This is a genomic window from Deinococcus hopiensis KR-140 (assembly GCF_900176165.1).
Classification (GTDB): domain Bacteria; phylum Deinococcota; class Deinococci; order Deinococcales; family Deinococcaceae; genus Deinococcus; species Deinococcus hopiensis.
This window is the reverse complement of sequence record NZ_FWWU01000011.1, coordinates 166,361-188,123: the sequence shown is the minus strand read 5'-3', so window position 1 is coordinate 188,123 and position 21,763 is coordinate 166,361. Positions and strand designations below refer to the sequence as shown.

The following is a 21,763-nucleotide window of genomic DNA, read 5'->3' as shown; positions in this document are numbered from 1 at the left end:
GGGGGTTCTGGAGGGTATAGCCGGTGATGGCGAGCCTGGCGCTGAGGCTGGTCGAGAGGAGGACGAACGCGCTCTTGGAGAGCAGCGGGGTCAAGTTCACGGGTGCTTTAGAAGGGCAAGGGAAGGGTGGATCGCTGCCTTTGCCTGATTGCAGGGCAAACGGAGGACCAGAGGTGCTGGGAATGCGTCTCCACCCTTCCTTGAAGCAGGCCGCCACCGCAGGGCGTGGTCTTCAAGAGGAGGGTGGACCGTTGGCGTTGGGGGCGCGGCCAAAAGTCGCTGACACCTCCGCGTGTTCCTCGTGGACGGGGGACCAGCGGACCTGCATGTCGTGCACGGGACGGTCAAACAAGCCGGGGCCTCGTCCTGAGAACAACTGCTCCCAGTCGGCCGGATCCAGCGCCTTCTTGAGCCGGGTGGCGTAATTCTGCACGAGGGCGTTCTGGTAGTGCTTGAGACCGTAGTCGTGCGCACCTGGGTCTGTCATGACGGTGAGGCCTCGGCCCTCCCGGACGTAGAGGGAAACGCGGTCCCCAGTGATGAAGGCGAGTCCGGCCTGCCAGGCGGCTTCGAGGTGGGCTTCCTTGCGGCTTGCCCGGGTTTGCGCGTACGCCTCGCGGTTCTTTCCGAGACGGACGCGTGTGCCAACGTCTGCGTTCGTGTAGGCCCGGGTGGCAAGCTGGGACGCGGTGCGCTCAAAGGCGGCCTGGACACCCGGCACATCACCTTGCAGGAGCGCGAGCAGTGCCTCTCGGAGGAAGAGCATGCCGTAGCGCTCGGACCGACTGGACTCGAAGGACGCGCCGCTCAGATCGAGCGTGCCGTCGTACCGGAGCAGGACGTAGTTCTTGATCTGGTGGCTGAGCATCGCCTGGGCGCGGCCGTCAAACTCCAGCGTGATGCCTTCCGGCAGCGTGGCGGAGACCTGCGCGATGAGGTCACGTTCCGCCTGCTCCCCGATGTGGGCCCGCGTGCTGAAGTACACACCATCCGTGTCTGACTCGATGAGTTGGACGTCGCGGGCTTCGAGTTCACTCGTGACTTGCTGCAGGAGGGCACGGCCCCGGGCGGTGACCTGGTCGGCGGCCGCCCGGTCTCCCATTCGGGCGAGTCGCCCTGCACCCAAATACCCATAAGCGGCATTGACGACGAGCTTCATGGCGTCCTGCATGGCGTGGTGCTCGCGGCGTTCGGCCTCGCTCAACGCGGCGTTCTTCGCCTGCCGTTTGTGATTCAACCGTTGAGCCGTCAAGTCACTGACGATGCGGTTGAAAGCCTGGAGTTCGTCCTGCTGAGGTCCAATCCCCTGGGCGCGAATGATGCTGGGGTACATGCTCGCCACGTCTGCCTTGACGACGTGCGTGAGGACGCCTTCCGCGTGGAGTTGCACGTGACCGCCACGGTGGGGCTCCTGGTGCCCGGGATCTGAAGCCGGGAAGGGCCGTCCTGCTTCGTGGTAGGCGCGGATGAGCATGGGCTCCAGCACGCCTTTGGCCGGGCCTGCCCGGGTCAAGCGGTGGTACGGCCGGGGCGTGAGCCGGGCCAGAGCGAAACTTGGAGCAAGGACGATACGGGCAAGCGCGTCGACTTCCTGTACGTCTTGCAAGGCGTACTGCCGAACGGCCTTTGGGTTGTCGCGGTAGGTGCTCACGATTTCCGCGCCCTCGATGTACACGCGGTCCTCAGGAGCAATGCCGTAGTACTGGGCGACGGCCTTTAAGCCACTGGACGGGAGAGGTAAGCGGCGAACGGCATCCAGGGTGTCCAGGATTTCTCGTCCCGCGCAGGTCCAGACGGGCGTACGGCTTCCATCCTCGATGGTCCAGGGGAGGCCGTCACCAGTCCGGCCGAGTCGGAAGGGAATACCGAGCTTACGGGCCCGGGCCGTGATGAAGGGCAGGTCGAAGCCATGGATGAAGTGGTTCTCGATGACGTCCGGATCACGGGTCTGGATGAGGTCGAGCAGTTGCTCGATCATCTCCCCTTCCTGGGCGGCTCGGCGGGCTTCGAGCAACGTTTCCAGACCCCGGTTGTCGCGGACGGCGATCAGGAAGATGCGGCCTTGCTCTGGGCTGAGGGCGGTGGTTTCGAGGTCGAATTGCAAGCGGACGGGGTGATCGAAGGTGAGGCCCTGATGATAGGTCTGGCGGGTGGTGATGAGGTACTGCTCCGCAAAACCCAGGCGGAGGTAACCGCTTAAGTCACCGAGGGAGAGGCGGCGGGTCTGCTGGCGTGCGGCCGTGGCGCTCCGCAGGATCTCGGTTTCGAGGTGACGGGGGCTCGGGCCGCTGAGGAGGTAACGGTACGCCCGTTCTGCGACGTTGCCATCTGGCGCGAGGTCCTGGGCGTGATATGTGACGCTCTCCCGTGGAGGATCCGGCGTGATGGTGAGCTGGTCGCCGAGGTGCTGCAGGTCGTGCAGGTGCCGGGCGTAGATCCAGCCGCGCTGCTGAACATGCCGGGTGTGCAGGATTCCGGCGTCTGCTTCGCGCTGCCAGACGGTGACTTGCCCATTGGCGGTGGCGTGGACGGAGACGATGCCAGCGTTTGTCAGGGGGCGCGCCGTCAGGGTGGGGAGTGGGACGGAGCGGCGGACCATTGCTGCGAGACAGCGTACCGGGTCTTGGCGTCAGGGATTGACGTATATTCCCGGACGCGCGTTAAAAGAAGCCGCCCGTGGGGCCTGGCCGGGGAGCGCCTGGGACTTTGGCAGCCGCGTCACGGGCTTGTACGGCGAAGCTGGTCCGCGCGTTCATTCTCTGGATGTCCTGCATGACCCTGCACCCACTCAAACGTGAGCGTGTGAGGCCAGGCGGTCAGGAGGAGGGCCTGCCAGAGGTCCGGGTTCTTGACGTTCTTCCACGTCCTGCGCTGCGAGTTGCCCAGCCCGCCTTTCTCGAAGGCACCGATCACGGACCTGGAATCACTGACGACTGTGGACCTGGCAGGGCGCGTAAGCCTTCGGGCAGAGCGCTGAGTTCCATGAGGTTGTGTGGTCTGGGTTTCGCCGCCGGAGGGTTCTTTGCGGTGGGCGTCCAGGGTGAGGATGCAGGCCCAGCCTCCGGGGCCAGGGTTGCCGGAGCAGGCGCCGTTCGCGACGAGGCGGACGGCCGGGCGGTCTTCAGGCATGGGTGCGGCGGGCATCCGAGGGTGGAAGAACCTCAGTTTGGGGATGGCCTGGTTCCGGGTTGGATGCTCTTTGGTGAGGGCAACGTTTGCTCTTAGGATTGACGGTCAGCATGAAAGGTATGCCTTACCAGAATGTCGAGGAGCTGCCACAGTCGCAGGTGGATCAGTACACGGCTCATCAGCAGGAGACGTTTTTGAAAGCGTTCAATCATGCCTTTGAGGAGTACGGCGGAGATGAGCACCGTGCTTTTGCGGTGGCCCACACGGCAGCGAAACGAACGGGCGAGAAGGAAGCGCGAGGCGGCCAAGCCTGCGCTCACAGACCCGGTCCATGCGGTGTGGAGGTCGTGGAGGTGGGTGTGGAGCGTTTACCAGGCGTTTTGGTCATCGATGATGGCGCGCAGTTGCGCTTGACGGACTTCGTCTTCCGGTAGGAAAGAACCGTCCGGAGGCGACGCCCAGAGACGGGCGATTACTCTGGCCGCTTGAGCCGTGACCTGGCCCTGCTCCACCTGCACGAGCGTGAAGCGTTCCTGCGAACCCGCGAGGATCTGGGTGATCCAGGAGAGGTTGCCAAGGCTGCCCTCGTCCTGCTGGGTGGGGAGTCCGTACGGCGTAAGGCTCTCGGGTCCACCGGGGACGGCGAGGCTGCCGCTGTGCATGACCTGCCAGGTGTCCTTCAGGCCGAAGTCCACGCCGAGTTGATCGGGGGTGAGGCGTACGAGGTGTCCGGGGTAAACGGTAATCGTGACGGTGGCCTGTTGATGGTGGAGGCTCGGGGGCAGGTCGTCGTTTTGGGGCATGCCCTTATGGTGTCATGGGTGAATTGAGGCGTGGAGGAACGGCTGGTCCGGGGGTTCAGTGCCCTCGCCTTGATTGGGGGACGGGCGGTGTGGCTGTCCCCTTCACGCTGACCCACCGGAGTCCAGACAGCGTGGTGTGCGGTGAGCGCCCACTGACATTCCCTTCAGCAGATTCGCCTCCAGTTTTGATCGCTCCAACATCCAGCACCGGGTCGCGAACAAGGAAAAACCCAAAGGGCAACTCCTGAACTTCATTCCGGCCAAGCACCCCCGGGATGCCGGCGTCGTGTACTGCCTCTCAAGGCGTTCCATTAAAGAAACGGCTTCGTGGCTTCAAGGGGCTGGGGGGCAGGCGGTCCAGAGGCGCTGCGGTGAGGCGGGTGCCGTGTTGGGGAAGTGTTGTCGAGCCAGAACGTCTTCTGGGACAGTCGGGGCGCAGCGCAGGGCATTGGGTGGTGGGTGACGTTCGACCAGCGCCGCCTACTTAAGCTTGAGGCCGCTCAAAGCGCGATCGTCTGGCCGTCCTCCGGGACGAGCAACTGCGCGGCGAAGCCCTGCTCAGCTCCAAACGCGCGCAGCTCGCTCCGAGACAGCACCGCGTGCGCCACCCCTTCCAGATGCGTGGCGATCAGCGTGGCCTGGGGCGCGGCCCGGTGCACCGCCAACACGTCCTGCGTGTTCATGATGATCGAGCCCAGCCCCGTGATCTGGGCGTCCCCAGCATTCAGGACGATGACGTCCGGCTGATGGGCTTTGATCGCTTGCGCCACCTGCCCATTCCACAGGGTATCCCCAGCCAGATACAGCGTCTTCTCGCTGGGATGCTGGAACACCACGCCGCTCACCTCACCCAGCAGGCCGCCGATGGCCGCGATAGCGGCGTCCGAGCCATGCTGGCCCGCTGTTTTGCTCAGGGTGATGCCTTCAAATTCGGTCGTGTCGCCGAGCATCCGGACGTCGGTGAATCCAGAGGCCGCCACCAGCCGCCCGTCTGCGTCATGCTGCACGAAGACGGGCAGGTGTTTGGGCAGTTGCGCTTTGGCCACCTCATCCCAATGGTCAAAGTGCGTGTGCGTCACGAGGACCGCGTCCACCGACGTCAGCTCGTCGAGCGGTACGACCAGACCCACGGTCGGGTTGTTCAGATGGCTGTTCGGTGCCCCCTGCAGGCCAGGGTAAGCGCCCTGTTCGGCCAACATGGGGTCAATCAGGAACGTTTGGCCGGCGTAGGTGAGCTTCAGGGTGGCGTTGCGGATTTGTTGGATCTTCATGGGGACTCCAGAGGTGTGGGCAAGGACGCGCGCCCGGAGCGTCCGGGGCGCAGGGGCGGCAGCAGAGCTCAGCCCCTGAAGCGGACTGGACTGTGGTGGGTTTGTGCCTCGAGGCGCTGTGCGCCGGCGAGGAGTTTGTCACGCAGGCGCTGCAGAACGGCAATCTGCGCTTCGACATCGGCAATTTTCAGGGCGTACAGGGCGCGCACTTCCCCTGCTGGGGCGTCCAGCGATGTGTGACCGTACCGGAAGCAGGGCACCCGCTCCCGAATCTCCTCCAGCTTGAAGCCGGCCTTGAGAAACAGCTGAATCAGTTGAACGCGCTCGACATCGTCCACCTGAAAGGTGCGGTACCGGTTGTCCTCGCGGGCGGAAGTGAGAAGGCCAAGGCTGTCGTAGTGGCGGATCGCCCGGACGCTCACGCCCGCCGCCTTTGCCAGTTGACCAATACGCATCGTCTCCACGCCCTTAGGGTAAACCCTGACATATGTGTCAGAGTCAAGAGGCAGTGAAGCCCAGGGGTGGCGCTTGCCCTCCGTGCATCAGGGTGAGGTCGTACAGCGCCATGAGCCAGACGGAGAGATTGATACCGGGTTCCGGCGGGCCCATGCAGACCAGCCCTCCACCTCCTTCAGGAAAGGGCGCGTCCTCAGCGCTGGGCAGAAGCTGAGGAAAATGACGCTTCAACACATGCTGAACGTCAAGCAAGGCACCTCGCACAGCGCGGAGTCACGGGGGGCCTGTTCACGTCAAGGGATGACGGGAATCGGGATTAGGCTAGACGCGGAAGTCAACATGACCCATACATCGACCGCTGATTCCGCTCTCCCCAACTCAGTTCCTGAACCCCTGGCTGGGGCACCGCCGATTAACCCGGCAAGTGATAGAAGCCTGCCCAGCTGCCCAGCTGCACACCAGCACCTCCGGTACAAAGTTTTGGGCAACTTGCCTGGGAGATTCATGGACAATCGGAGGAGATCGTGGTTGGTCTCATCCACGGCACTTGGGGCCCTCTCACGCGCGAAGCCCTCCCCAGTACAAACAAGGTGGATCTGCTCCGCGCCTGGGCTAAGCGTCCGCATAGCGGCCGAAGTGCCAGACGTTGCCCTCTGCCGGTACAGCGGACGGATTGCATCCCATCGACAGAACGGACCCCTCCTGGAGACCGCCCTGGGGAAGATTGGGAATGGGGTCCATCACCGGGCGCAGGGCATGGTGTACCTGCGTCTGCTGGGAATCCAACCGACAGATTTATGGGAAGGCAGAAAAGATCCCTGAAGACCGCCGAGAACTCAAAACAAGGGGCAGGCGGCAGGCCACGTCAGGCTCGCTTCAGCGCCAGCGTCCCATTTTGCCGACGCCACGCCAGCACAGTCTGGTCGTTCCACGGTCCACCGGGAAAGGGGTACACCACACGCAACTGCTCGATCAGCGCCGCCGTCCACCATCATCCCACCGTACTTCGCTGGCTTGCCATTCCAGGGCGCAGGCCCTCCGCCCACGGCGGCAGTGGTATCCAGTTCACCGCGCCCTTGATGTGCTGTCCGCGTTGGATCTGTGCCTGTGCCAGCACCTACAGCTTCCCGTCCGGCCCGGCACCGAGAGGGCCGATATGCCCCTGGTCAGCAGGCTGATGGCTGAATACCGGGTCTCCTGCCCGGGTCTGCGTCCTGCCCTGATCGGTAAACGCCTGCTCCATGCGGCGCGCCCAGGGAATCGTCGGTACGGGCTTCCGGTTCGTTCGCGTGAAGTGGCTGTAGATATGCCTGCGCCCGAACAGTTCGCGGTCCTTCCATCCGTTCGCCTCCTCCACACCGGTCTGGGGACTCACCGCCGTGGAGGGAGACGGTCCGCCTCACCATCCGTGGGGGCCGTCCCTCCAGCGCTGACGATCTGGACCGCCGTGCCCTTTCCCAACGCGCTGATCCACGATGTTCCCGAAAACATCGAAGTCTAGAGGGTGAAAAGATGCCCATCCAAAATAGAAGGTCTGGTTCTGTGGCGAGCGAACAAACAGGCTGAAGAAGTACGTGTGGGACGTTTATTGATGACGAGGTAGCCGCATCCCCAGTTCCGAGATTCCAGATCCAGCCTGGCAGCAGAGAGCTGGGAAGGGTGCTCGAAGTTGATCAAAGGTCTCTCCGCTGACCAGCAAGAAAACAGGCTCTGGGTCGGGTGTTTACGCAAATACCAAAATCAGGTCACTCAAGTTGGATCGTGATCTTGGCAGCTTCTAGCTGTACTTCGGGGAAATTCAGGAGGAACTAGGGAGGCCAGCATCGGTGATGCTGGCCTCCTGCTATGCCACGTTCTTTGCCCCCTTGGACCCGACATTTTCCCACCTGGTTCGCACCCTTTCTGACGCACTTTCGCCACCGTGCAGGGCGCACTTGGGCACCGTTGTACGTGCGTGGACTGTGCAGCGGTGCGTCCCGGAAAAGCATGCAACCTCTGGCTGCTGTGGTGGCTCCTGGAAAAGAAGACCACCTCCAGCACTTCATCACCGACAGTCCCTGGCCAACTCGTCCCCTGGAAACGCTGCTGGCCGAGCGGGCCCAGCAAATGCTTGGAGGCAAAGACGCCGTCTTGATCATTGACGATACCTGCCTGACCAAATTTGGGACGAAATCCGTGGGGGTTGCTCGCCAGTATTCGGGACAGGTGGGCAAGATCACGTCCTGTCAGTGTCTGGTCTCCCTGACCTTAGCCCAGCACGAGGTCCCTGTTCCCCTGGCCCTCCGGCTCTTCCTGCCACAGGACTGGACCAGCGATCCGGCGCGTCTCCAGGCTGCTGGTGTTCCAATGGAACACCAGCAGCCACAGACCAAATGGGCGTTGGCACTCCAGGAACTGGACCGGGTACGCGAACACGTCACCTTCGGCATGGTCTTGGCGGACGCTGGGTATGGCGTGACGGCTCAGTTCCGCCATGCCCTCACCACGCGCGGACTGCTGTGGTCGGTGGGTGTGACTCGCACACAGACGGTCTATCCCAAGGACGTTCGCTTAATCCCTATCCCCAAGTTCTTTCGTGGCAGAAGACCCAAGCACCCCACCCCCTCCGAAGACCGGCAATCGGTGGAGGACGTCCTCAAAGGTGCTGCATGGCAGCACCTGGTGTGGCGACACGGGACCAAGGGTCCCCTCTCAGGACGCTTTGCCGCTGTGTACGTGCGTCTCGCCGATGGAGAGGAAAATGCCCAGGGCCAGCACCTTCCCGGGCAGGCGGCCTGGATCATCGGTGAACAGCGACGGGGAGAGGAACGCAAATACTACGTCTGTAATCTCCCCGAGAACACCTCTCTCTCTCGGCTGGTTGAGGTGACCAAGCGCCGCTGGCCTTGCGAGTTGACCCACCGGGAGCTGAAGGACGAAGTCGGTCTGGACCACTTTGAGGGCCGTTCCTGGCAGGGCCTCCATCACCACGCCGTGCTTTGCATGCTGGCCCTGACCTTCCTTCAATGGTTGCGATTGACCCAGCCCGATGACCTCAAAGGTGACACTGTCCCCGCTATTCGAGCGGAGGTGGCAGGGGACCTGCCCCTGCCACCTCCGTGCCAGCAATGCCGCGCCTGCACAGCTTTATTCAGCGGTCCCTGAATTTCCCCGAAGTACAGCTAGCGTTTGCCCAGCACGTCCCCACACGTCAGGAGGCTTCGACATGTCAGGGTCCACCGCATTGATCCAACTTCAGGAGCAGCCCACGCTGAGCATTCGGGGACAGGTTCGCATCGCGATACTCGGCGCTGCATATGGCGAACGCCTGAGCGCCCTGCGGGTCTACCTCTTGCAGGAAGGGATTTGGGTCACGGGCAGTCCCTTCGTCCGGTATCACACCTTCGGTGAGGAAAAGGCAGACGCTGAACTGGGTGTTCCCCTTGCGCAAGCATGGCCAGGGCTGGGCGAGGTCAAGGCTGGGCGGCTACCAGGTGGGCCAGCCCTGGTCACCGAGCATATCGGTGCGCACGTTGAACTCGGAAAGGCCTACAGGCGAGTGCAGCAAGCGGTGACGGCCGGAGGGTTTACGCCAAACGGACCGGCGTGGGAAGTCTATAAGTGGATTGACGTGACGCATTTTGGAGGCCCTGGGCGGGAACACGGGTTTGCAGCGAGTGAGGGTCATACGCGTCTGGTTCAGCCTCTGCTTGCGTAAGTGCAGGGCGGTATGAGCCGATCACGTCGCTCGGCGCTCCGCAGATACGTGGTTTGCCTGGTCTTGGTTCAGGGGATGGACCCTGCCGAGCGGCAGGGCTACGAAAGGGGTTATGTGGGTGACGTGGAAGTGAATGGACTGCAGTTGTACTTCAAAGTGCAGGGTGAAGCGCTCCGGGTGATCTGGCTTACGCTGAACCCAGTCGGCGCAGTTGCTGGGCAGCAGCTCACGACCCTGGGAGCAGCGTGATGGAACTGAAAACAGTCTGGTCCTTTGATGGAACCCGAATCGCCTACGACCGTTTGGGGAAGGGAACACCCGTGATCCTCATCGGAGGGGCTCTGAACGACCGAATGAGTCAAAGGCAGATTGCCATGCGTCTCGCTCCAAACTTCAGTGCTGTCTGCTACGATCGGCGGCAACGGGGCGAGAGCGGGGACACGGCGCGAGGGCTCGGCGGGGTACAGGAGCGTGTCAAGCGCGAAATCGGAGACCTGCGGGCCCTCCTGCAGGACGTCGGTGGTTCAGCGTTCCTGTTCGGCTTTTCGTCGGGGGCCGCCCTGGCGCTGCAGGCTGCAGTGGAGCTGCCTATCGATCGACTGGCGCTGTGGGAAGCGCCTTATCGGCAGGACCCTGACGCGCCGGAGCGTCAGCGGGTTTACAGCGAGCACCTTGAGGCCCTGGTGTCGGCCGGCCGGAGAGGTGACGCCGCGCAGCACTTCATGACCTTGACCGGCACCCCGGCAGAACGAATCGCCCAGTCCCGTTCCGCCCCCTGGTGGTCCAAGGTAGAAACCCTGGCCCCCTCACTGGTCTATGACGCGGCAGCGATGGGAGACGGCCGCGTGCCCGTTGAAGTGGCGGCGCGCGTGCAGGCCAAGACGCTTGTCCTGGCAGGGGGCATGTCCAGCCCCTGGATGCGGGATTCGGCTGAGGCGCTGGCAGCGGCATTGCCTGACGCTCAGGTGGAGATCTTGGAGGGGCAGAATCACATGGTCGATCCCGCCATGATTGCGCCGAAACTCGTGCAGTTCTTCAGTCGGTGAGCCATAAGGGTGCTGTCCGCCGCTCGGTCGGGTCGACACCGGTGCCTGATCCCCGCGGGGAAGTTGCCCACTCCGGGCGGGGAGGTGTCTCCCAGCCCGTGCCGCCTTGACCAACAGCATCAGGACAACCTCATTCGGCTCGGTGCCCTTCTTGCCGCTGGGCGTCTCCTCCGCCAGGTGCTACCCGGGAGGGGTGCGCAGCTTCCCGCACCCCACATCCGCAACGCTTTCCAAGTGGGTCGGAAGGCGTCACCCATGCTGCGTAAGGTTCGGATGAGCCGCGATCTGCCGCCGCGTCGCGAAGCTTGTGGTGCGGAGGTTCCTCATCTGCGCGTGCAACGTATTGGGCGCCAGAAGGGGGGCACCCTTCCAGATTCGGCGTTCGCGAGTACACACGCTGGGGACAGGAGGAGCAGCAGGTCAAAGTCCCTGGGGAAAGATGCACTTCACGGCCCGCAGAGAGGCACAACCGGAGGTGCGAACGCCGTTCCAGGCGTCCAATGGAGAACACCCCGTCTGTACTGGGTTGCTGACGGCGCAACGGAGCCCCGACTCGGGCCAGGGGTTCGGTCCCTCCGGGAAGAACGGCTTTGTACGGCGCGGAGGGGAACGCAGGGAGCGGTACCCCGATCGAACCCGTGGGGCGAAAGACCTGAGGTGCGCGTCGGGGAAACGGGCGTTCCTCGCTGTCCCGAGCGGCGGTTCCGCGTTCGGTGGTTGACAACCTGTGGATGGAGGCGCCGTTTCACCTCGGGTCTGGTTCCATCTCCTGACGCCTGGATGTCCGCGTGGCGCGGCAAAAGGAGGTATGCTGAGCTTTCCTTCCTCGTTTGCGTTATATTCCGCGCGAAAGCCTGTACGGCCTTCTGGGCTTCTCGCAGCGGTTGCTGTGGTAGATGATCTTCCCGAAGGGTCAGGTGCAGCCGTACCCCTTCGTTCAGGGCGGCGGCATACGAAGGGCGTAGATGGGAGGCCAGCGTTCCCGCGAGCGATACACCGGTGTACGCCTCCAGCGCTTCAAGGTGACGCACGCCCCAAGCCACTTTGCCCACCCGGCGCGCCAACATCGGGGCCCACACCTGCGCGCAGCAACGTCAGGGTATCGACCGCTTCGTACAACCCGCCCGATTCTAAGCGAGGCGTAATGCCTCCAAATCCAGAAGCGGTCCTCGTACCATTGAGGGTCCCGCACATCTTCCGGCGGCACCCACTTGCGAGAGGAGCCCCGGCGAGCGCACGTACGCCGCGCGTGATCCTGCGGTCTGGAAGGCGTCCGAGAGACGAATGAACCTCAGGTCGACGTGAAGCGGCTGTTTGCCGTACAGGCGGATCGGCAGGCATATCCCCGAGCGTGCGCACAACGCAGCAGCGCTCCTCAACGGTCTCCGGATAGGCGTCGTCCAACCATACGAGCACGAGATCAACGTCGGAAAAAGCGTCTCCGCCGTGACGGAGTGACGCGGCGATCAGAACCGCGGCAACGCGTTCGTCTCGGGCGAGCCGCTGTACGGCGTGTTCCGTGAAGGCGTGCTGAGCGCTCGTCATAGGTTCTCTCCTGGACTGGGACCCGTATGTCGCCGTTGGTCATCGTGGGTTGGCGCCGCAGCGGCCATCTCTCCTGTGTGCTCCTCGCAGGTGCCGAGCTGCAGCCACGCAGCGGAGGCGGCTGAGGCACACCACGTGGTCGAGGCAGCGGCGGCACTGCTCGCAAGAGTTGTGCACAGGGAAGAAAGAGGCGCGCGCCCTCTCGCTCCTGTTCTCCCCGTCCACGAACGAAAGCCAAGCAGGGAAGCCACAGTGCCCAAAGCCAGGCCCCTCGGGAAGTATGGAAAAGGAGGGACTGGCGCCACCCGCTTCTGAGTTTTGCCTGGGGCAGGCGACCCAGGCAGACCTTGGGCGATGTCCAGCTTCGCGAACTCCGCCGCAAGGGCACAGTCCATCAGCTGCCCTATAGCGTCACACGTGTGACGTAGGCGGAGTACGAGAAACAGTTCGGGAAGGCAAGAACTTTGTTTCGCTGGTGTGCGGGTAAATCTGGCGGTGAGCGCGAGACCAGGCGGTGCGCTCAGATGATGGGCATTTTGAGCCGCTACGATCAAAACGTGAGGAAATCAAGTCCTGCAATTTCCCGGCGCGTGACGAGCGTCGATGTGGCGCGTCTGGCGGGCGTGGAACGCTCAACCGTATCGCTGGTGTTGAACGGTAAAGCCGCGGGTCGTGTGACACCTGCCGTGCAGGCGCTTGTTTGGCAAGCGGCCAATCAACTTGGCTACCTGCCGAATGCTGCGGCGCGTACCCTCCGTCTGGGGGAGCCGCGTGCGGTGGCCCTGGTCGTTCCCCAGGCTGTCAACCCGTTTTTCGCTCCCGTCCTGCATGGCGCCACAGTGGAGGCGCGGCGGCGTGGCCACGCGGTGGTGCTCATTGACGCTGAGGACGACGGAGCGTGGCGTGGGCGTCTGCTCGACACCGTATCGAGGCAGTCGGTCTCCGGTCTGCTCCTGTGGAGTGCGCTGAGTGACGCAGAACTTGGTTCTTGGCGGGGCCGGACCGTGTTAATCGAGGACGTTCGCGCTGGCGCGCCATCTGTGATGCTCGACGTCGAAGGTGGGGCCCAACAGGCCGCCCGGCACCTCGTGCAGTTGGGGCACCGACGCTTCGGCCACTTGGCTGGCCGCTCCTCGCATCCCACGTTCACGCGCCGGAAAGAAGCGTTTCTCCAAACGCTCCGGGAAGAGGCGGTCGGCTTCGAATGGAGTGAGATGGACGCACCATTTGATCTGGACGGAGCGACGCGGGCGGCGGCCGAACTCCTGCGAGGCCCTAGACGACCAACGGCGCTGTTTTGCGACGATGACCTGCTCGCGGCTGGCGCTTACAAAGCGGCGCGTTCCCTGGGCCTGCGTATTCCGGCGGATGTCTCGGTCGTGGGCTTTAACGATGTGCCGTTGGCCCGCGCGTTGGAGCCGGAGTTGACGACGGTGGCAGCGGAACCTGACGCACTGGGGATGCGGGCGGTGGCCACGCTCCTGGATCTTCTCGAAGGGCTGGAGGTTGTGCCCTCGATGCTGGTGCCGCGCTTGGTGGTTCGTGGTTCCACAGCCTCACCTGCGGTGTAGCGAGGCCTTGTTTTGCAGCGGGTCTCAACGTACAGTTAGTCACACGTGTGACTCAAGGGTTGTGCCTGTCACGCAGAATCGCCTCTCTACACCGCCAAGGAGACTCGGATGAGGAAATTCATCATTGATACCGACACGGGAAGTGACGACGCCGTCGCTCTCGTGATGGCTCTTCAGCACGAAACGGTTGAGGTCCTGGCCCTGACGATCGTTGCCGGCAACGTTCCTATGAAGCAGGGCGCCCAGAACGCCCTGTATACGGTGGAGTTGTGCGGCCGAACCACGCCGGTCTACGAAGGTCTGGCGGCTCCGATTCTGCGCCCTCTCCAGACGGCCCAGTTCGTTCACGGTGAAGACGGCATGGGCGATATCGGCCTTCCTCTGTCTGGCCGCGTGCCGGCCACTGGGCACGCCGTGGACGTTCTCGTTGACACCATTCACCGCTTCCCCGGCGAAATCACGCTCGTGACCCTCGGCCCGCTCAGCAATATCGCCGCAGCGCTGCTCCGTGATCCGAGCATTTCCAGCAAACTGCAGGCTTGCTACGTGATGGGGGGGGTGGGTCAGGGGCCTGGCAACATCACGCCCGTCGGGGAGTACAACATCTGGGCTGACCCAGAGGCCGCCGATATCGTCTTCAGTGCGGGCTTGCCGCTGACCATGATCGGTTGGGACGTCTCCTGGAAATACGCGACGTTCGCGCCTCACGACGTGCAGCGCCTGCGTGGGCTCGGAACTCCCCTCGCTCAATTCTGCGTCGATATTCAGGCGGTCTTAGAAGCGTGGGCCAAGGAGAACACCAGTATTCCCGGATTTGATCTGCCCGATCCGATCGCCATGGCTGTGGCCCTGGACGAGCAGGTCGCCACGACCGTCCGGGAACTGTACGTCAAAGTTGAAACCCACAGCGAACTTTGCCGCGGGCAAACGGTCGTAGACCATCTGCGCTCCACCCAGCAGCCCCCAAACACCCGTGTCGTCCTGGAAGCCGATCGCGACCGCTTTATCGACATGCTGCACCGCGCAGTTGCGGTGTCCCCGCGTCTGGCATGACCGGCAATCACTTCCGTTTCTTACCGAAGGTTGAGCTGCACCTCCACCTCGATTGTTCACTTAGCTTTGACGCTGTACGCACCCTCAGTCCCAGCGTCACCGCTGCCCAATACGTCGCCGCTTACGTCCCGCCGTCCAGAGTCACGGATCTGGCTGACCTGTTGCGGCGCAATGCCCGCAGTCTGGCACTACTGCAGACACCATGGGGCCTCCGCGTGGCTGTACATGATCTGATGCGTCAGCTGCGTGATGACGGCGTTGTCTACGCGGAACTCCGCTTTGCGCCCCTACAGCATCTCGAAGGCGGGCTCCAGCCGAAACAGGTCGTGCAGACCGTCAATCACGCATTGGAACAGGCGATTCGGGAGACCGGCGTCGAAGCAAGGCTCCTGCTATGCACGTTGCGCCACTTTACTGCAGCGGATAGCCTGCGCACTGCACAGCTTGCGCACGCGTTCCAAGGCACATACGTGGTCGGGCTCGACCTCGCGGGTAACGAAGCGGGCCACAGTCTCGACGCGCACGTCGCTGCTTTCGACTATGCCCACCGGCACGGCCTGTCCTGCACAGCACACGCTGGCGAAGCGCGTGGTGCCCAGAGTGTCCGCGAGACGCTCGACCGGCTCCACCCGTCCCGCATAGGACATGGAGTCCGCAGCATCGAGGAGCCCGAATTGCTGTGCGAACTTAAACGTCGCCGCGTTCATCTGGAAGTATGCCCCTCCTGCAACGTCCAGATCGGAATCTTCGGGTCTCTCGCTGCACACCCGGTAGACCCGCTGTACCGAGCCGGAGTTTCCGTTGGCATCAACACCGACACCCGGACCCTCACGCCCACCACCCTGAGTGCGGAGTATGCGCGGCTGTCCGCTGCGTTCCGCTGGGACCATAGCGATTTCCTCCGCAGCAACCTCATGGCTCTGGACGCCAGCTTCGCCGAACCGGCCCTGAAAGCCCGACTCCGGCCGGTGCTTGAGTGCGCGTATGCCTGAGCTTGCCTGCCCGCGCACCATTACCATCACCGTGTTCAGCGGCATCCTCTACCCTGACTTTGAAACGGCTTGCTCCCATTAGAAGTCGTGTTATGGATAGCTTTTTGGCCACACTGCCCCCAAACCAGGCACAGTGGCTGTCTGAGGTGCTCCGGGCTGATAGACAATGCCCTGTTTTGAATTCAAGGCACTGGGTGAGCCACAACATCTCCTGATGACTTCCTCATGTGGTTCCGGGACCAGCGTGGGTTTTTAGCTGGGCAGTCGCAGGAAGACTGGGATGCAGGGCGGCGCGTAGCTCTATCAAAACATGAGGGGAATGCACGATGTCGGGAACCGACACGCGAAGCCCCATACCCCACCCTGCTCCAAGACAGCATCCCAGAAGCTCTGGGGTGGTAAGCCGTAGCCGTCATACTCGGCCGTTTGCCCACAACGAGAACGTCGCAAACTGAGCCCCCACATCAGTTGCTTTCCGGCGTGTTGATGCATTGCTGCTTCGCCTCGAGCATTTGTCCGAATGGCGCCGTGCAGAGTGCCCTTCCACGGGCGGCGCCATTGTCCACCATGCCCTTTCAAGTTCGCTCGCCCTACCGAGTCACAAAGAAGTCCACACTTTGACACATGCTCTAAGAACGAGCAAGTGGAACAGGGGTATGGGAGGAAAGCCACAGGTTACATCTTCTCTTTCCCCCGCCACCTGCGTGCCCTGGGAGCAACCTAACCGCGGTGCAACCTGTAGTGAGGGTGAGCCGGTTTTGCACAGATGGAGATAAGCCTCGAAGATAGGGGGCACGATCATGACGAATCGCAGAATCCATACCGCCGAGTTCAAGCGAGATGCAACCCAACTCGCCCGAACCAGCGGCAACCTCTCGGGCACGGCCCGCGACCTGGGCATCCATGTCTCCCTGCTGCGCAAGTGGATGAACGCCGAGCAGGAGAAGGGCGAGTCGGCTTTTCCTGGTCAGGGGAAACAGGTTCTGACCCCAGAACAGCAGGAGATCCAACGGCTTGGCAAAGAGAACGAAATCCTGCGCCAGGAGCGTGAGATCCTGAAAAAAGCGGCGGCCTTCTTCGCCAAAGAGACCACGCGCTGAGGTATCAGTTCATCCAGGCTCACCGCGAGCAGTACCGCCTGGACGCCTTGGTGCCGGGTCCTGGAGGTCTCCGTGAGCGGGTACCACAGTTGGCGAAGAAGGCCGATCTCGAACCACAAGCAGCAGGATGCGCTGCTGAAGCAGCGCATCCACGACGCCCAGCAGCGCAGCAAAGGACGCGACGGGGCACCACGCATTCATGCCGAATTGCGAGCCGAGGGCGTGGGGGTATCTCGGAAGCGGGTCGCGCGTCTGATGCGTGTCAATGGTCTCCGGGCCAAGGGAAAGCGCCGCTGGGTGCGAACCACCGACAGCTCCCACACCCTCCCGGTCTGCCCAAATCTGCTGGACCGTCCGTTTGAGGTCCAGCAACCCAAGCAGGTCTGGGCGTCCGACCTGACGTAGCTGCCGACGAAAGAAGGCTGGCTCGACCTGGCTGTCACGCTCGACCTGCACTCCCGAGCGGTGGTCGGCGACGCAATGGACGCTCAGATGCCCGCTCCCCTGCCGCTGACAGCTCTTCAGATGGCTGCCAGGCGCCGTCTTCCCCCACCGGGTCTGCTGCATCACAGCGACCGGGGCAGTCAATACGCCAGCCGAATCTTTCAGGAGGAACTGGCCCGCTTGCGGGCCAGGGGCAGTATGAGCCGCAAGGGGGATTGCTGGGATCATGCCGTCGTAGAGAGCTTTTTCAGCTCCCTGAAACGGGAGCTGTTCGAGGAGGCCATCTTTGAGACTCGGGCAGTCGCCAGGCAAGCCGTGTTCGAGTTCATTGAGGTCTTCTACAACCGTCAGCGCCGCCACTCTACCCTCGGGTACTTGACGCCCTGGGAGTTCGAACGCCAAGCTACAGCCGCTTAACTCCAGCTACGCACAATCGGGGCAGGCCCAGTTGAGGGCTGTCCCGTCCATTCCCACTCCGGTGTAGCCCTCCCGTTGTGCCCGCCTGAGGGCATGCGCTTTGATTGTAAGCAGGATGAAGCCCCGTAGGGGGTTTAAGGAAAGTCTGAACGACCACATCACCGAGATCACGGGTCTTTGCTCGAAGCCACCCGTAACGTCAGACTGTCCCAGTTGGTGGTGTACGAAACGCGCACTTGCCCTGTTCCCACAGGGGTCGTCTGCCCCCTTGCAGGGCCGTTCAGCTCTCCTTGGGAAGACGCGAACAGATCTGACGGGTCGTCCCCGGATCATGGGACCTTCTCTAAGTTGGCCGCATAAATCCACGGCGCGTCTCTTCTCCTTTCCAGTTGCCCTCCCGAGCTCCTCTCTCCCTGTACGGGAAGCGCGGAGCCCGGCGTTTCCCCGCAGCCTGGCCTCATCCATTCCCGGGATAGGGCTGGGCGGAGGGGCAATCCCTCAGGCTGCCCGTCCATCCCTGCTCTTCCCAGAGGCAGGTCCGAAGACCGGGCAGAACAGGCCGAGATGGTCCTGGCCCTGCTGCTGGAGCGGCTCGGAACCCATGATCTGGGTACGCAGCTTGCGGGTGGCCAGACTGGCAGATCAACTCGGCGGTGCCCTCGGCCTGGATCAGGGCGAGCGGCAGACCCTCCACTGGGGCGCGCTGCTGCACGACGTGGGCAAACTGTTCGTGCCCGTGGGCTTGCTGAACAAGCCCGCACCGCTCACTCCTGCTGAGCGGACCTGCCTGAACCTGCACGCCGAGCGCGGTGCGGACCTGCTCGCGCGTTATCCGGTCCTGCCCGCAGGGTAAGCGTCATCTCGCGCCACCACCACGACGCCTGGGAGGAAACAGGAGACCTGCCCTGCCAGGACAAAACGCCTTTGTCCGCGCGTACGTTCCTCCTCGCGCGCACCGTGATGGTGGCCGAGGTGTACGGCGCTCTGGTGTCTGAACGCCCCTACAAGCCTGCCTGGTCCGCCGAGGAGGCGCTGCGTGAACTTCAGCGGCAGGCGGAGCTCCGGCCCGATCCGGCCCTCATCCGGGTGCTCGGCAACGCCTGGAGCCGGCGTGCCCCTGAAGGCCGCCAGTTCAGCCGGAAGGTGGGCGCGGGGTCTACTCCTCCGCGCCCACCTCCTCTTTTGGCCCATACGCTGGAAGGGGTTGAAGTCCAGTCTCCGCTCTGGCGAGAAGCGGTCCTGACCTGAGCCCCCGCTTCTGCGAGCTGTGTTCAACCCCTGTGGGACGCACCCCCCTTTCCCGGTGCGCCCCACCCGTGCCCAGCCTCGCTGCCCGGCAGGCTTTACGGCAAGAAGGCCGCCCTGACTGCGTCCATCAGGGGATCACGGCTGCCGACAGGGGCGTCTTTCAGATACCCCTGGTTGATGTTCCAGACGATGGCTCCGCCCAGGCCCTTTTGCCGGGCGTACTGGCCCTTGAGGGTGATGCTCTGCGGGTCCTCGTAGGAGACGAAGTTGCACTTCTGCGGTCCCAGGCCTGAAGAGGAGCTCAGGTACGGGACCTTGGCTTTGTCGTCCCAGGTTTTCGCCCCGGCGCTGGCGTACTGGGTCATGATGTTGGCATAGCTCATTACGTTGTCGTCGGCCACGAGCTTCATGGTGGCGGAAGACTGATTGGGGCCGGTAACGCCCGTAAAGCAGCTGCCGAAAAAGCCGATGCCCAGACCGATCTTGCTCAGCGGCACGCCCACGTTCGCGTAGGCGTCGACGCTCGACATGACGCTGCTGGGCGTGCTGCCGGTTTCACCCGCGAGCGCCCCAGAGTGCCACGACTGCCAGCCACCGTACACGCCATTCATTGCGTAGCTCATGATGTTGATGCGGTCGAATAGGGGGGCAATCTGGCCGAAGTAGGGCCGCGCCTCCCAGCTGGGGAAGTTGGCGTTCACCCAGCCCACAGGCAGGGTCAGCAGCAGGTTCGGACGCCGGGCCTTGAGTCCCTCGGCCAGGGCCTTCAGGGAAGCCTCGTCACCCGTCTGGATCGGTTCCCAGTCGAGGTCCAGCCCGTCCGCGCCGTACTCGTCCACCAGCTTGAGCAGGTTGTCAATGAACCGGGCGCGGTTGGCACTGTTCGCTGCACCCACGAAGTCCCCATAGGTTCCTGCGCCGCCCAGCATCAGGATGACCTTGCGGTTGTTGGCATGGGCCCGCTGTACAGCGGCCTTGGCCCATAGTGGTCCATTCACGGTGTCGATATCGAAGGTGGTGTTGAGGGTGCCGTCGCTGTTGGGCGTCACGCGGCCCAGCATCAGGTGCGTCAGCGCGCTCCAGTTCACGGCGTCCAGCGGGTAGAGGCCGCGCAGGTAGCCCACGTAATACCCCATCACCCATGTGTTGCCGCTCGGCGCGGGCAGGGGTGGGGGAGGCGGAGGGGGCGGGGGTGCAGGTTCGCCCACCTTGACGCCATTGACCGTGAAGACAGAGGGTAAGGGGTTGGAAGTGCCGTAAGGGTACTCGCCCATAAAGCCGAACGACACCGTGCCGCCTGAGGGGATGTTGCCGTTGTAGGAGGCGTTTTTGACCGTTACGGCCTTCCCGCTTTGCGTCGGGGTGCCGTTCCATCCCCCCGTGATCCGCTGATCCCCGTCGAAGCTCCAGCCCAGGGTCCAGCCGTCCACGGCCGGACCATTGTTCTTCACGGTCACGGTGGCGACGAAGCCAGATTTCCAGTCGCTGTCTACCTTGTAGGTCACGTCAAAGGCCGCCTGGGTCGGAGGGGTTGGCGTGGGGTCCGGATTGGGGCTGGGACTGGGGACAGCGCCGCCTACAGTAATGGCGATCTCGCGCGCAGTCGTTGCGCCCCGGGCGTCGGTCACCATCAGGCGGACCTTGGTAATTCCCGCCTGCTTGAAGGTGTAGGGCTGCGTCTTGGGCGAGACGCAACTGCCGTAGTTCAGGTCGCCGTAGCCGTCGCCGTTGATGTCGAGCACGCAAGAAAGCGTGTCGCCATCGGGATCGGACGCCTGAAGGGTGAGGGTGGTATCGAGAGGCGCGGGGCCAGTCGTCTTGGAGGCACTGAAGGCCGTGATGGTGGGGACACGGTTGGTGGCCTGCGGGGTCAGCGTCCTGCTTGGCGCGGCTTGCTGTCCGCAAGATACGAGCGCCGTGAGCAGGAGCGATCCGAGACCCAGATGGGTTTTAGACATGAAGCCCTCTAGAGAGTTTGATGGAAGCGGAGGAGCGGAGGCACCACGCGGTGGTACGCGGTCAAAGGGGCAGGGCTGTAAGGAAACGAACCTCCTTCTCGTTCTGCAGTAGGTGGATAAATGGGTTCCCCGGCCTGGGACCGGACGCCGGAGAACGGAGCGAAACGAAAACGGTCCCCTGGACTGGGTAATTGGGCAAAGCGGGAGCTTCCCTTTTCTCCCGCTCAGGAAGGAAAGCAGACGCACGATGATTGGAGCGTGACGCTCCCGCAGAGGGGGTACTGGCTGTGTTCACCCACCGTCTGGCGTAGAGCCCCAGGTACGGCAACTGCAGTCACACGAGGCTGGGTGAGCACGGGTACGGGGCCGTCCCAGGTCACTCTGCACCGGTCCAGTATTCCAGGGCCGCCACGCCAGACTCCTGATCGAACTGGAACTCTCCGATCTTGTCGTATCGCAGGTACATCCCCTGACGGGCGCTTCCCCTGAAAATCTCCGGTCTCTTGGCGCATTTGTCCGGATTGGGCCGTGCGTGGAAGGGCAGCCCTCACGGCGCCCTTCTCCCCCATGCGCATTCAGCTCCGCTCGCCGGGCTCGGTCAAAAAGAAGGCCTGTTTCTGACACGTGCTCTCATGTCGGTGCCAGGCCGTTTTTCGAATGGCTTCCATTCGGCCTGGGCTCTGGCGAAAAGGCTCGCCGAACCGTCGAAACCGAGGTCCAGTTCGGTAAAGGGCGTGAGCCGCATCATGAATTCCACCTCGGCGCTCAGGTACAGAGCGATAGAGACCCGTCTCCGCTCCGCCACCGGGCCGAAGTAATGCGCCTTGGTCCATTCCCCGGCGTAGATGCGCTGCTCGCGTTAAGTGGAGGACGTGGTGCGGGTGACTGCCCTGGCAGTCACCCGCTCGCTGCCCAGAGCGGTCGAGCGGGCCATTGCCTCCTCCCCTTGGAGAAGGGCCGCAACTCGTCGATGAGCTTCTGATCAATCTCACGGACCTGCGCGTTGCTGGCCTCCTTGTCCTTGTTCACGCAG

At 63.3% G+C, this 21,763-nt stretch carries 17 protein-coding genes and 1 pseudogene; 11 read left to right on the top strand and 7 right to left on the bottom strand.

From position 1 onward, the window contains the following. Positions 1-232 precede the first annotated feature (232 nt). Entirely contained in the window at positions 233-2,599 is a 2,367-nt protein-coding gene (locus B9A95_RS30825; protein ID WP_139807186.1) for a DNA polymerase domain-containing protein, read from the bottom strand. 119 nt (positions 2,600-2,718) lie between these two features. Then, positions 2,719-3,129, bottom strand: coding sequence for an RNase H family protein (locus B9A95_RS30820; RefSeq protein ID WP_084051399.1), 411 nt, complete (start codon positions 3,127-3,129; stop codon positions 2,719-2,721). A 110-nt stretch (positions 3,130-3,239) separates the two neighbouring features. Between B9A95_RS30820 and B9A95_RS30815 the strand changes: the two genes are divergently transcribed. Further along, entirely contained in the window at positions 3,240-3,563 is a 324-nt protein-coding gene (locus tag B9A95_RS30815) for a ChaB family protein (RefSeq protein WP_342744645.1), read from the top strand. Here B9A95_RS30815 and B9A95_RS30810 read toward each other — a convergent pair. From B9A95_RS30810 to B9A95_RS30790, 4 genes are all read right to left on the bottom strand, one after another. Beyond that, the gene (locus B9A95_RS30810) at positions 3,498-3,932 is read right to left on the bottom strand and encodes a hypothetical protein (protein WP_084051397.1); all 435 of its coding nucleotides are present in this window, start codon (positions 3,930-3,932) and stop codon (positions 3,498-3,500) included. The two genes, B9A95_RS30815 and B9A95_RS30810, sit on opposite strands and share 66 nt — an antisense overlap. A gap of 500 nt (positions 3,933-4,432) precedes the next feature. Next, positions 4,433-5,203, bottom strand: coding sequence for an MBL fold metallo-hydrolase (locus B9A95_RS30805; RefSeq protein WP_084051396.1), 771 nt, complete (start codon positions 5,201-5,203; stop codon positions 4,433-4,435). 68 nt (positions 5,204-5,271) lie between these two features. Beyond that, positions 5,272-5,658, bottom strand: coding sequence for a MerR family transcriptional regulator (locus B9A95_RS30800; RefSeq protein WP_245808614.1), 387 nt, complete (start codon positions 5,656-5,658; stop codon positions 5,272-5,274). A 1,118-nt stretch (positions 5,659-6,776) separates the two neighbouring features. Further along, positions 6,777-7,034 (bottom strand): hypothetical protein, encoded by a 258-nt coding sequence (locus tag B9A95_RS30790; RefSeq protein ID WP_084051393.1) that lies wholly within the window; start codon positions 7,032-7,034, stop codon positions 6,777-6,779. A gap of 470 nt (positions 7,035-7,504) precedes the next feature. Between B9A95_RS30790 and B9A95_RS30785 the strand changes: the two genes are divergently transcribed. The 10 genes and pseudogenes from B9A95_RS30785 to B9A95_RS30740 all read left to right on the top strand — a co-directional run bounded on the left by B9A95_RS30785 (position 7,505) and on the right by B9A95_RS30740 (position 18,772). Next, entirely contained in the window at positions 7,505-8,803 is a 1,299-nt protein-coding gene (locus B9A95_RS30785; protein WP_084051392.1) for an IS701 family transposase, read from the top strand. Between the two features lie 61 nt (positions 8,804-8,864). Then, the gene (locus B9A95_RS30780; RefSeq protein WP_084051391.1) at positions 8,865-9,356 is read left to right on the top strand and encodes a GyrI-like domain-containing protein; all 492 of its coding nucleotides are present in this window, start codon (positions 8,865-8,867) and stop codon (positions 9,354-9,356) included. 12 nt (positions 9,357-9,368) lie between these two features. Continuing rightward, positions 9,369-9,605 (top strand): hypothetical protein, encoded by a 237-nt coding sequence (locus B9A95_RS32990; protein WP_139807185.1) that lies wholly within the window; start codon positions 9,369-9,371, stop codon positions 9,603-9,605. Then, the gene (locus B9A95_RS30775) at positions 9,605-10,402 is read left to right on the top strand and encodes an alpha/beta fold hydrolase (protein WP_084051390.1); all 798 of its coding nucleotides are present in this window, start codon (positions 9,605-9,607) and stop codon (positions 10,400-10,402) included. The genes B9A95_RS32990 and B9A95_RS30775 overlap by 1 nt, the downstream gene beginning before the upstream one ends. Positions 10,403-12,537: 2,135 nt before the next feature. Further along, on the top strand, positions 12,538-13,518 hold the full coding sequence (locus tag B9A95_RS30770; protein ID WP_170928885.1) for a LacI family DNA-binding transcriptional regulator: 981 nt from the start codon (positions 12,538-12,540) through the stop codon (positions 13,516-13,518). A gap of 108 nt (positions 13,519-13,626) precedes the next feature. Continuing rightward, positions 13,627-14,571, top strand: coding sequence for a nucleoside hydrolase (locus B9A95_RS30765; protein WP_084051388.1), 945 nt, complete (start codon positions 13,627-13,629; stop codon positions 14,569-14,571). Further along, positions 14,568-15,563 (top strand): adenosine deaminase, encoded by a 996-nt coding sequence (gene add, locus B9A95_RS30760; RefSeq protein ID WP_084051387.1) that lies wholly within the window; start codon positions 14,568-14,570, stop codon positions 15,561-15,563. The genes B9A95_RS30765 and add overlap by 4 nt, the downstream gene beginning before the upstream one ends. 800 nt (positions 15,564-16,363) lie before the next feature. Next, positions 16,364-17,524, top strand: a pseudogene (locus B9A95_RS30750) (IS3 family transposase). 601 nt (positions 17,525-18,125) lie between these two features. Then, positions 18,126-18,377, top strand: coding sequence for an HD-GYP domain-containing protein (locus tag B9A95_RS34355; RefSeq protein ID WP_170928884.1), 252 nt, complete (start codon positions 18,126-18,128; stop codon positions 18,375-18,377). 71 nt (positions 18,378-18,448) lie between these two features. Next, complete coding sequence (locus B9A95_RS30740; protein ID WP_084051384.1) at positions 18,449-18,772, top strand: hypothetical protein; 324 nt, start codon at positions 18,449-18,451, stop codon at positions 18,770-18,772. Positions 18,773-18,867: 95 nt separating this feature from the next. Here B9A95_RS30740 and B9A95_RS30735 read toward each other — a convergent pair whose 3' ends face one another. Further along, complete coding sequence (locus B9A95_RS30735) at positions 18,868-20,730, bottom strand: glycosyl hydrolase family 18 protein (RefSeq protein ID WP_084051383.1); 1,863 nt, start codon at positions 20,728-20,730, stop codon at positions 18,868-18,870. Positions 20,731-21,763 lie beyond the last annotated feature (1,033 nt).